This window comes from Type-D symbiont of Plautia stali, from assembly GCF_001485335.1.
In the GTDB taxonomy this organism is placed as follows: Bacteria; Pseudomonadota; Gammaproteobacteria; order Enterobacterales; family Enterobacteriaceae; genus Pantoea; species Pantoea vagans_C.
Genome location: NZ_BBOC01000129.1, coordinates 1 through 10,423, shown reverse-complemented (window position 1 = coordinate 10,423; position 10,423 = coordinate 1). Strand labels below are relative to the sequence as shown.

The window sequence follows — 10,423 nt, the reverse complement described above, 5'->3', positions numbered from 1 at the left end:
CATGCGCGTCGTGCGCAATGAAAAAGATCTGGAACAATCCATCGGCATGACGAAAGCGGAAGCCAAAGCGGCTTTCAACAACGACATGGTGTACATGGAGAAATTCCTTGAGAACCCACGTCACATTGAAATTCAGGTGATGGCCGACGGTCAGGGCAACGCGATCTATCTGGCGGAACGTGACTGCTCAATGCAGCGTCGTCACCAGAAAGTGGTCGAGGAAGCGCCCGCGCCAGGCATCACGGCAGAGCTGCGTCGTAACATCGGCGAGCGTTGTGCCAAGGCCTGTATTGATATCGGCTATCGCGGTGCGGGTACATTCGAGTTCCTGTACGAAAACGGTGAGTTCTACTTCATCGAGATGAACACCCGTATTCAGGTTGAGCATCCGGTGACCGAGATGATCACCGGCGTGGATCTGATCAAAGAGCAGCTGCGTATTGCTGCCGGTCAGCCGCTGTCAATCAAACAGGAAGACGTGGTAGTTCGCGGCCATGCGGTGGAATGCCGTATCAACGCCGAAGACCCGAACACTTTCCTGCCAAGCCCGGGCAAGATCACCCGTTTCCACGCGCCAGGCGGTTTTGGCGTGCGCTGGGAATCGCACATCTATGCCGGCTACAGCGTGCCGCCGTATTACGATTCCATGATCGGTAAGTTGATCACCTACGGTGACACCCGTGAAGTGGCCATCGCGCGTATGAAGAATGCGCTGGCGGAGCTGATCATCGACGGCATCAAGACCAACGTCGAGCTGCAGATGAAAATCATGTCCGACGAAAACTTCCAGCAGGGTGGCACCAACATCCACTATCTGGAGAAAAAACTCGGCCTGCACGAGAAGTAATGGCAGCGCAGAGCAAATCAGAGGCCGGTTAATCCGGCCTTTTTTCATTTTTGTCGCCTTTGAGGTTACATAATGGATTGGCGTTTTTTGCAAGCGAACAAAGAGGCGCGCTGGGCTTTTTATTTGACGCTGGCTTACCTTGCCGTCTGGGGATTTTCCGCCTGGTTAGGTGGGGATGAAATCGGTGTTTTGGGCCTGCCTCGCTGGTTCGAACTTTCCTGCATCTTTGCACCGCTGCTGTTTATTGTGTTGTGCTGGCTGATGGTGCGCATCCTGTTCCGTGATATGTCACTGGAGGACCATGATGGACGCTGAAATCATTCTTCCACTTCTGGCTTATCTGGTGCTGATTGCGGCACTGTCTGTTTTCGCCATGCGCAAACAGCGCCAGGGTAACTTCCTGAGCGAATACTTCCTCGGCAGCCGTTCTATGGGTGGCTTCGTGCTGGCCATGACTATCACAACCACTTACATCAGTGCCAGCTCGTTTATTGGCGGCCCCGGTGCAGCTTACAAATACGGTCTTGGCTGGGTATTGCTGGCGATGATTCAGGTGCCCGCCGTGTGGCTTTCCCTTAGCGTGCTGGGCAAAAAATTTGCCATTCTGGCCCGCCGCTACAATGCCGTTACGCTAAATGACATGCTGTATGGCCGGTATGGCAGCACGCTCTTGATTTGGCTTTCCAGCATTAGCTTGTTAGTGGCCTTTATCGGCGCGATGACGGTGCAATTTATCGGCGGTGCTCGCCTGCTGGAAACGGCGGCAGGTATTCCTTATGACACTGGTTTGCTGATATTTGGCGGTACTATCGCACTGTACACGGCTTTTGGCGGTTTCCGCGCCAGCGTACTCAATGATGCGATGCAAGGCCTGGTGATGCTGATCGGCACTTTCCTGCTGCTGTTTGCCGTTATCCACCAAGCCGGTGGGCTGGAAACTGCCGTAACGAAACTGCGCACCATCGACCCGCAGCTGGTCTCGCCAGAAGGCGTGGGTAATGTCATCAATCCCACCTTCCTGAGCTCTTTCGCCGTGCTGGTCTGCTTTGGCGTGATCGGCTTACCGCATACGGCTGTGCGCTGTATTTCCTATAAAGACAGCAAAGCCATGCACCGCGGTATTGTGCTCGGCACGATTGTGGTGGTGATCCTGATGCTGGGTATGCATCTGGCGGGTGCGCTGGGGCGTGCCATTATTCCAGACCTGACCGTTCCCGATCGCGTCATTCCGACATTAATGATCACGGTACTGCCTCCAATGGCGGCAGGCATATTCCTCGCCGCGCCGATGGCGGCAATCATGTCGACGATTAACGCGCAGCTATTACAATCCTCCGCTACGCTGATCAAGGATCTGTACCTGCGTGTTGCGCCCCAGCACAGCGAAAATGAAGCACGCTTGCGTATGCTGTCAGGCAGCATCACCTTTGTGCTGGGTGTGCTATTACTGCTGGCTGCCTGGAATCCGCCCGATATGATTATTTGGCTCAATTTGCTGGCATTTGGCGGGCTGGAAGCAGTGTTCCTTTGGCCACTGGTACTGGGCCTGTACTGGGAGCGAGCGAATGCGACTGGCGCGATTAGCGGCATGGTGGTGGGTGCGGCCTGTTATACCTTGCTCGCTAGCCTGAATATCGAACTGTGGGGGTTCCACCCTATCGTCCCCGCATTGACCTTAAGCCTGTTGGCCTTTATCGCAGGCAACCTGTTTGGCAGCACGCCTGATGTGCGCAATGCTGCAGTGGAATAAAAGAGAAACGCTATGCCTTGGATTCAAATCAAAATTAACAGTACCGGTGAAAATGCCGAACCCCTTAGCGATGCACTGATGGATGTCGGTGCAGTATCAGTGACGTTCCAGGATACCCATGACAACCCGGTTTATGAGCCGCTGCCAGGGGAAACCCGTCTGTGGGGCGATACTGATGTGATTGGCCTGTTTGACGCCGAAACTGAGATGGACGATGTGGTAGCCGAACTGAGCCAGCATCCCCTGCTGGGATCGCACTTCCACCACAAGATCGAACAGATCGAGGACAAAGACTGGGAACGCGAATGGATGGATAACTTCCACCCAATGCGCTTTGGTGAACGTCTGTGGATCTGTCCAAGCTGGCGTGATGTGCCCGATCCAAACGCCGTTAATGTGATGCTGGATCCGGGACTGGCGTTTGGTACGGGTACCCATCCTACCACCTCACTGTGCCTGATCTGGCTCGACGGTCTCGATTTACAGGGCAAAACCGTGATCGATTTCGGCTGTGGTTCCGGGATCCTGGCGATTGCAGCCTTGAAACTGGGGGCTGCACAGGCGATCGGTATCGATATCGATCCGCAAGCCATCCAGGCCAGCCGCGATAACGCCGAGCGCAATGGCGTCTCTGAACGTCTTTCACTCTATCTACCGCACCAACAGCCCGATAACCTGCAGGCTGATGTCGTCGTAGCTAACATCCTTGCCGGCCCACTGCGCGAGCTGGCACCGCTGATTAGCGTCTTGCCAAAAGCAGGTGGCCATCTGGGGCTGTCTGGCGTACTGGCAAGCCAGGCAGAAGGGGTTTGCGAAGCCTATGCCGAACGCTTTGCGCTGGACCCGGTGGCCGAGAAAGAAGAGTGGTGCCGCATCACCGGCGTACGTCGCTAGTCTTCATCACTGGCCAGCCCAAGCTGGCCAGTTAACCGTATGAAGCGCTGAGCCCTGACATTCGCCATCGCCATGCTTTGAAAAGCCCTACCTGTACCCTATCCTCGCAAAATTAGTACAATTAATAATCACATTGCCGTCATTTCTTTGGCTAATTACCTGATGTAGCGGTTTTTATTTTGTGATTTTGTGCATGTTTTAAGAAAAATGTTTGTTCACAATTTCAGCATATTTTTTAATGCACTGAATTTTAAAGACTATTATAAGATGCGCTTATGTTCAGGCCGATTTCCATGATCTTTGACGGCGAATTGTTCAAAGTTTGGCCTTTCATCTTCGGTAAAAAATGCGTAATATACGCCGCCTTGCGAACAGTTAGGGTCACTTCTTTTTCATGCGCATTGGACAATATCAGCTACGTAATCGACTCATCGCTGCGCCTATGGCCGGGGTAACCGACAAGCCATTTCGCACCTTGTGTTATGAGAACGGCGCCGGTATGACTGTCTCCGAGATGCTGTCATCCAACCCAGAAGTTTGGGCCACTGACAAATCCCGTTTGCGTATGGTGCATAGTGACGAGCCCGGTATTCGCGCCGTGCAAATTGCCGGTTGCGATCCTGATGATATGGCGGCTGCCGCACGCATTAATGTGGCGTCTGGCGCGCAAGTCATTGATATCAACATGGGCTGCCCGGCCAAGAAAGTGAATCGTAAGATGGCAGGTTCAGCGCTGCTGCAGCATCCGCAACTGGTGGAGTCTATCCTCCTTGCGGTAGTCAACGCAGTCGATGTACCGGTTACGCTGAAGATTCGCACTGGTTGGGACAAAGATAATCGTAATTGTGTAGAAATTGCCCAATTGGCTGAACGTTGTGGCATTCAGGCTCTCACCATTCATGGCCGCACGCGCGCCTGTTTGTTTGAAGGGCAAGCTGAATACGACAGCATTCGGACAGTTAAGCAGAACGTTTCCATTCCGATCATCGCGAATGGTGACATTACTGACCCGCATAAAGCCAGAGCGGTGCTCGACTATACCGGAGCCGATGCTCTGATGGTTGGTCGCGCTGCTCAGGGAAGACCGTGGATCTTCCGGGAAATCCAGCATTATCTGGACACAGGGGAGCTGCTGGCACCGAAGCCGCTGGCTGAAGTGAAGCAAATGCTGATTGGGCACATACGGGAGTTGCACGACTTTTATGGTCAGCGCAAGGGATACCGTATTGCTCGTAAACACGTTTCCTGGTATTTACAGGAAAGTGCTCCTGATGACCAGTTTCGGCGCACATTCAACGCCATAGAGGATGTCAGCGAACAGCTGGAGGCGTTGGAGGCATACTTCGAAAATCTTGCGTAAACGAAATAAAGAGCTGAAAGAACTATGTTCGAACAACGCGTAAATTCTGATGTACTGACCGTTTCAACCGTTAACTCACAGGATCAGGTGACGCAAAAGCCACTTCGTGATTCGGTTAAACAGGCACTGAAGAACTATTTTGCTCAACTGAATGGTCAGGATGTTAGTGATCTGTATGAGTTGGTACTGGCTGAAGTCGAGCAGCCTCTGTTGGACATGGTCATGCAGTACACCCGTGGCAACCAGACCCGTGCAGCACTGATGATGGGTATCAACCGTGGTACCCTGCGTAAGAAGCTGAAAAAATACGGCATGAACTGATTGTTCTTTGCTGCGCTAACGCCAACCTTCGGGTTGGCGTTTTTGTTTGTATCGCCCGGATAGTTTCCCTGCGTTAACAACGCATGAAACAATTGTCGCGGATATGGTAACGATAGTTGCAATTGCATCCGTGATATTGTGTCCCTCTAAGCGCAGCTGCGTTGTCCTGAAATGTCCCTGCGCTTGTGCGCCATAACGCCCGCGAGCCCTTTCTCACTGTGATCCTGCACCGTTTCAGACGTAAGCTTGCAAACCTATACATTTTGTCCTGAGTGATAGCTCACACTGCTTCCATATAGTGAAACTTTTTGCACTATTTGTGATCGTGTCGTCTCGTCATGCTGCCTTTTGGTGCGCCATAGTAGCCATAACTTTCTGGTTCTTTCAGTTTATTAAAAGATCTTTCCAGTGAATTCAGGATTCTGCAAACCTGGCATTACCTTTGCAGAGTTGTGGATGGCTCACCGCCACAGACAGAAAAAAGCGCACATAAAAGTGCGCGTAAACATAACAACACACGATCTCGCCACACAGGATGCTTTATGAAAAAGATGATGCTTTCCACCCTGGTCGCTGCTGCCTCGCTGTTTGCAGTTGCTCAACAAGCGCATGCGGGCACCACGTTGGATGCCATTAAGAAGAAAGGTTTTGTACAGTGCGGTATCAGCGACGGCCTGCCGGGCTTCTCTTACGCTGATGCAAGCGGCAAATTTACCGGTATCGACGTGGACGTTTGTCGCGCTGCTGCAGCGGCGGTATTTGGTGATGCCAGCAAGGTGAAATACACCCCGCTGACAGCCAAAGAGCGTTTCACTGCACTGCAGTCAGGCGAAGTGGATATTCTGTCACGTAACACCACCTGGACTTCATCACGCGATGGCGGCATGGGCTTCCTGTTTGCCGGCGTAAACTACTATGACGGCATCGGCTTCCTGACCCATAAGAAAGCCGGTCTGAAAAGTGCAAAAGAGTTGGATGGCGCCACTGTCTGTATCCAGGCCGGTACCGATACCGAGCTGAACGTGGCTGACTACTTTAAAGCCAATAAAATGCAGTACACCCCAGTAACCTTCGACCGCTCTGACGAATCCGCGAAAGCACTCGACAGCGGTCGCTGCGATACCCTCTCTTCTGACCAATCTCAGCTGTATGCACTGCGCGTGAAACTCGGCAAGCCAGATGATTTCATCGTACTGCCTGAAGTGATCTCTAAAGAGCCGCTGGGCCCGGTGGTTCGTCGTGGTGATGACGATTGGTTCACCATCGTTAAGTGGTCACTCTACGCCATGTTGAACGCGGAAGAGATGGGCGTGAGCTCGAAGAATGTTGACCAGATGGCAGCGAAACCGACTACCCCTGATATGGCACACCTGTTAGGTGCTGAAGGTGACTTCGGTAAAGATCTGAAGCTGGATAACAAATGGGCTTACAACATCATCAAGCAGGTCGGTAACTATCAGGAAGTGTTTGATCGTAACGTTGGTAAAGACAGCGCACTGAAAATCGCGCGCGGCCAGAACGCACTCTGGAATCAGGGCGGCATCCAGTACGCTCCACCAGTACGCTAATTCTGACTTGCCAGTCGGGCACCGCACCCTGCGGTGCCCACGCGTATTCTTCACTGAGGTTTCAACATGTCACAACGCCCAACCGTAAAGAGGGATTTTTCATTTGGTAATCCTACGGTTCGCGCCTGGCTTTACCAGATCATCGCGATTGTGGTGGTTTTCGCTGTCGTAGGATATCTCATCCACAACACCGTGATTAACCTGGCCAATCGCGGCATTACGTCCGGTTTTGGATTTCTTGAGCGCAATGCCGGTTTCGGCATCGTCCAGCACCTAATTGATTACACTGAAGGCGACACTTACGCGCGCGTATTTATGGTGGGGTTAACCAACACCCTGCTGGTCTCTGCGCTCTGTATTGTGTTTGCTTCTATTCTTGGCTTCGCCATCGGCCTTGCTCGTCTCTCTGACAACTGGCTGCTGCGCAAACTCTCCACTATCTATATCGAGACGTTCCGTAACATTCCGCCGCTGCTGCAGATCTTCTTCTGGTATTTTGCCGTACTGCGCAATTTGCCAGGACCGCGTCAGGCATTAAATGCCTTCGACCTGGCTTTCGTCAGCAATCGCGGTTTGTATATTCCCTGGCCTGAATATGCGCCCGGCACCTGGCCTTTCCTGATTGCACTGGCGCTGGCACTTTTCGCCAGTTGGGCACTGTTCCGCTTTAACCGTAAGCATCAGCTGAAAACCGGACAGTTACGCCGTACCTGGCCTGCTGCTGTTGGTTTGATTGTGCTGCTGCCGCTGATCGCCCACACGTTGTTTGGTGCGGCTATGCATTGGGATGTACCAGAACTGCGCGGATTCAACTTCCGTGGTGGTTTTGTCATGATCCCTGAGCTGGCGGCGTTAACCGTGGCGCTGTCGGTGTACACCTCATCATTTATTGCGGAGGTGATACGTTCGGGTATTCAGTCCGTACCACATGGTCAGAATGAAGCCGCGCGTTCACTGGGTTTACCTAATCCAGTCACGATGCGACAAGTAATCATTCCCCAGGCGATGCGCGTGATCATCCCGCCTTTAACCAGCCAGTACCTTAACATCGTGAAAAACTCATCGCTGGCGGCTGCCATTGGCTATCCAGATATGGTGTCGTTGTTCGCCGGTACCGTGCTGAACCAAACGGGCCAGGCGATTGAAACCATTGCGATTACCATGGCGGTCTACCTGATCATCAGTCTGATCATTTCGCTGCTGATGAACCTCTACAACCGCAAAATTGCGCTGGTTGAGCGTTAAGAGAACGGGATCATTATGTCTGTAACCACACACGAAACATCGCCAGTACCCAGCAATGCGCTTGGAAAAGCCTGGCTTTGGGCACGCAAAAACCTGTTTTCCAGTTGGCTGAATACACTATTAACGCTGTTCAGTATCTGGATCATCTGGAGCCTGATCCCGCCGGCATTGAACTGGTTGGTATTCCAGGCAAACTGGATCGGAGAAACTCGTGCTGATTGCACCAAAGCGGGCGCATGTTGGGTATTTATCCACGCGCGTTTTGGCCAGTTTATGTATGGGCTTTACCCACACGAGCTGCGCTGGCGTATTAACCTGGCACTGGTCATTGGCTTGCTTTCCATCATTCCAATGTTCCTCAAATCGATGCCAAATCGTGGTCGCTATATCGCCTGCTGGGCTGTGGTTTATCCCATCGCTGTCTGGCTGCTGATGTACGGTGGCTATTTGGGGTTGGACCGGGTTGAAACCCGCCAGTGGGGCGGTTTGACGCTGACCCTGATCATTGCATCAGTGGGTATCGCAGGCGCACTGCCACTGGGCATTTTACTGGCGCTGGCGCGCCGCTCAAAAATGCCGGTGGTACGCACCTTGTCGGTGATATTCATCGAGTTCTGGCGTGGCGTTCCGCTAATCACCGTGCTCTTTATGTCATCGGTCATGCTGCCGTTATTTATGGCAGAAGGCACCACCATCGACAAACTGGTACGTGCATTAGTCGGCGTTATTCTGTTCCAGTCGGCTTATGTTGCGGAAGTGGTGCGCGGTGGCCTGCAGGCACTGCCGAAAGGCCAGACTGAGGCGGCAGAATCCCTGGCGCTGGGTTACTGGAAAACACAGCTGCTGGTCATTTTACCTCAGGCACTAAAACTGACCATACCTGGGCTGGTGAACACCATCATTGCCCTGTTTAAAGATACCAGTCTGGTGATCATCATCGGATTATTCGATCTCTTCAGTAGCGTGCAGCAAGCCACCGTTGACCCCACTTGGTTGGGTATGTCGACCGAAGGCTATGTGTTTGCTGCGATGGTCTACTGGATTTTCTGTTTCAGCATGTCGCGCTATAGCCAGTATCTGGAGAAGCGTTTTCACACCGGGCGTAATGCGCACTGAGGTTTTACATGACAAATATGATGAGTAATGCGGCTGACGCCATGATGATTTCTCTTGAAAACGTGAACAAATGGTACGGTCAGTTCCATGTTCTCAAAGATATAAACTTGCAGGTCAAACCGCGTGAACGCATTGTCCTTTGCGGTCCTTCCGGCTCGGGTAAATCCACGACCATTCGCTGCATCAATCATCTGGAAGAGCATCAGCAGGGTCGTATCGTAGTGGATGGTATTCATTTAAATGATGATGTGCGCAATATTGAGCGCGTTCGTACCGAAGTTGGCATGGTGTTCCAGCACTTCAATTTGTTCCCGCACTTGAGCGTGTTGCAGAACTGCACCCTGGCACCGATCTGGGTGCGCAAGATGCCGAAGAAAGAAGCGGAAGAGCTGGCAATGCATTACCTGCAACGTGTACGTATCGCAGAACATGCACACAAGTTCCCAGGCCAACTGTCTGGTGGACAACAACAGCGTGTCGCTATCGCACGCTCACTCTGTATGAAACCCAAAATCATGCTGTTCGATGAACCGACCTCAGCACTCGATCCCGAGATGGTGAAAGAAGTGCTCGATACCATGATTGGTCTGGCTGAAGATGGCATGACCATGTTGTGTGTGACGCACGAGATGGGCTTTGCGCGTACCGTGGCGGACCGCGTGATCTTTATGGATCGGGGGGAGATCGTCGAAATGGCACCGCCTGAAGAGTTCTTCGCTAACCCTAAATCTGAGCGTACCCGCGCGTTCCTGTCTCAGGTCATCCACTAAAACTCATAGCGTTAGACTCAGCCTCTGTTCGCAGGAACAGGGGCTTTTTTACCGCTGCGAGAGAGTGATTCTCAGGGAAACCAAAGGCTTGATGGCGATATATTCAGGAATTCAGCGCACAAAAAAGCCCTGAACTTTCGTTCAGGGCTTCTGTGTTTGATGCCTGGCAGTTCCCTACTCTCGCATGGGGAGACCCCACACTACCATCGGCGCTACGGCGTTTCACTTCTGAGTTCGGCATGGGGTCAGGTGGGACCACCGCGCTACAGCCGCCAGGCAAATTCTTTGTGCCGTGTCCTGTGTCTTTTACGCTGCTGCTGCGTTGGCTGCGTTCGCGCTGCTCAGTCACATACTTATGTATGCTCCTTCGCATCGTCTTATTTGCCGCCTTGCTTCAGCGAAAAATCCTTCGGACTTGAGTCCACAGGGCACTGCAAATTCTTTTTACCGAACTCACGCTTTAAAACTGGTGCTGATACCCAGAGTCGAACTGGGGACCTCACCCTTACCAAGGGTGCGCTCTACCAACTGAGCCATATCAGCACACTTTAA

General features: G+C 52.5%; 10 protein-coding genes, 1 tRNA gene and 1 rRNA gene. 10 read left to right on the top strand and 2 right to left on the bottom strand.

Going from position 1 to position 10,423, the window contains the following annotated elements:
- The 10 genes from PSSD_RS24480 to PSSD_RS24435 all read left to right on the top strand — a co-directional run.
- Positions 1-847, top strand: an 847-nt coding sequence (locus PSSD_RS24480; RefSeq protein ID WP_500812368.1) for an ATP-binding protein, incomplete at its 5' end; no start/stop codon positions are given.
- A 72-nt stretch (positions 848-919) separates the two neighbouring features.
- Positions 920-1,162 carry a YhdT family protein gene (locus PSSD_RS24475; protein WP_039336876.1) on the top strand — a complete coding sequence of 81 codons (243 nt, stop codon included), beginning with the start codon at positions 920-922 and terminating at the stop codon, positions 1,160-1,162.
- Positions 1,152-2,597, top strand: a complete 1,446-nt coding sequence (gene panF / locus PSSD_RS24470; RefSeq protein ID WP_058974029.1) for a sodium/pantothenate symporter — start codon at positions 1,152-1,154, stop codon at positions 2,595-2,597. Before PSSD_RS24475 ends, panF begins: the two co-directional genes overlap by 11 nt.
- A 12-nt stretch (positions 2,598-2,609) precedes the next feature.
- A complete protein-coding gene (prmA, locus tag PSSD_RS24465; protein ID WP_058974028.1) occupies positions 2,610-3,491 on the top strand; it encodes a 50S ribosomal protein L11 methyltransferase in 882 nt (293 codons plus the stop codon).
- Positions 3,492-3,885: 394 nt separating this feature from the next.
- The gene (gene dusB / locus PSSD_RS24460; RefSeq protein WP_058974027.1) at positions 3,886-4,851 is read left to right on the top strand and encodes a tRNA dihydrouridine synthase DusB; all 966 of its coding nucleotides are present in this window, start codon (positions 3,886-3,888) and stop codon (positions 4,849-4,851) included.
- A gap of 24 nt (positions 4,852-4,875) precedes the next feature.
- Entirely contained in the window at positions 4,876-5,172 is a 297-nt protein-coding gene (gene fis / locus PSSD_RS24455; RefSeq protein ID WP_003855228.1) for a DNA-binding transcriptional regulator Fis, read from the top strand.
- Between the two features lie 542 nt (positions 5,173-5,714).
- Positions 5,715-6,740, top strand: a complete 1,026-nt coding sequence (locus PSSD_RS24450) for an amino acid ABC transporter substrate-binding protein (RefSeq protein WP_039336890.1) — start codon at positions 5,715-5,717, stop codon at positions 6,738-6,740.
- 66 nt (positions 6,741-6,806) lie between these two features.
- Positions 6,807-7,985, top strand: coding sequence for an amino acid ABC transporter permease (locus tag PSSD_RS24445; protein ID WP_039336892.1), 1,179 nt, complete (start codon positions 6,807-6,809; stop codon positions 7,983-7,985).
- A 15-nt stretch (positions 7,986-8,000) separates the two neighbouring features.
- Positions 8,001-9,101 (top strand): amino acid ABC transporter permease, encoded by a 1,101-nt coding sequence (locus tag PSSD_RS24440; RefSeq protein ID WP_058974026.1) that lies wholly within the window; start codon positions 8,001-8,003, stop codon positions 9,099-9,101.
- Between the two features lie 8 nt (positions 9,102-9,109).
- The gene (locus tag PSSD_RS24435; protein ID WP_039336895.1) at positions 9,110-9,871 is read left to right on the top strand and encodes an amino acid ABC transporter ATP-binding protein; all 762 of its coding nucleotides are present in this window, start codon (positions 9,110-9,112) and stop codon (positions 9,869-9,871) included.
- Between the two features lie 161 nt (positions 9,872-10,032).
- Here the strand turns inward: PSSD_RS24435 and rrf are convergent.
- Together rrf and PSSD_RS24425 are read right to left on the bottom strand one after the other, a co-directional pair.
- Positions 10,033-10,148 (bottom strand): 5S ribosomal RNA (gene rrf / locus PSSD_RS24430).
- Between the two features lie 190 nt (positions 10,149-10,338).
- Positions 10,339-10,414 (bottom strand) — tRNA-Thr (locus tag PSSD_RS24425).
- Positions 10,415-10,423 lie beyond the last annotated feature (9 nt).

Excerpts from the sequence above, each read along its gene's own strand:
- PSSD_RS24440 (WP_058974026.1), top strand. The coding sequence starts at position 8,001 with ATGTCTGTAACCACACACGAAACATCGCCAGTACCCAGCAATGCGCTT.
- PSSD_RS24445 (WP_039336892.1), top strand. The coding sequence starts at position 6,807 with ATGTCACAACGCCCAACCGTAAAGAGGGATTTTTCATTTGGTAATCCT.
- PSSD_RS24450 (WP_039336890.1), top strand. The coding sequence starts at position 5,715 with ATGAAAAAGATGATGCTTTCCACCCTGGTCGCTGCTGCCTCGCTGTTT.
- prmA (WP_058974028.1), top strand. The coding sequence starts at position 2,610 with ATGCCTTGGATTCAAATCAAAATTAACAGTACCGGTGAAAATGCCGAA.
- PSSD_RS24475 (WP_039336876.1), top strand. The coding sequence starts at position 920 with ATGGATTGGCGTTTTTTGCAAGCGAACAAAGAGGCGCGCTGGGCTTTT.
- fis (WP_003855228.1), top strand. The coding sequence starts at position 4,876 with ATGTTCGAACAACGCGTAAATTCTGATGTACTGACCGTTTCAACCGTT.
- PSSD_RS24435 (WP_039336895.1), top strand. The coding sequence starts at position 9,110 with ATGACAAATATGATGAGTAATGCGGCTGACGCCATGATGATTTCTCTT.
- dusB (WP_058974027.1), top strand. The coding sequence starts at position 3,886 with ATGCGCATTGGACAATATCAGCTACGTAATCGACTCATCGCTGCGCCT.
- panF (WP_058974029.1), top strand. The coding sequence starts at position 1,152 with ATGGACGCTGAAATCATTCTTCCACTTCTGGCTTATCTGGTGCTGATT.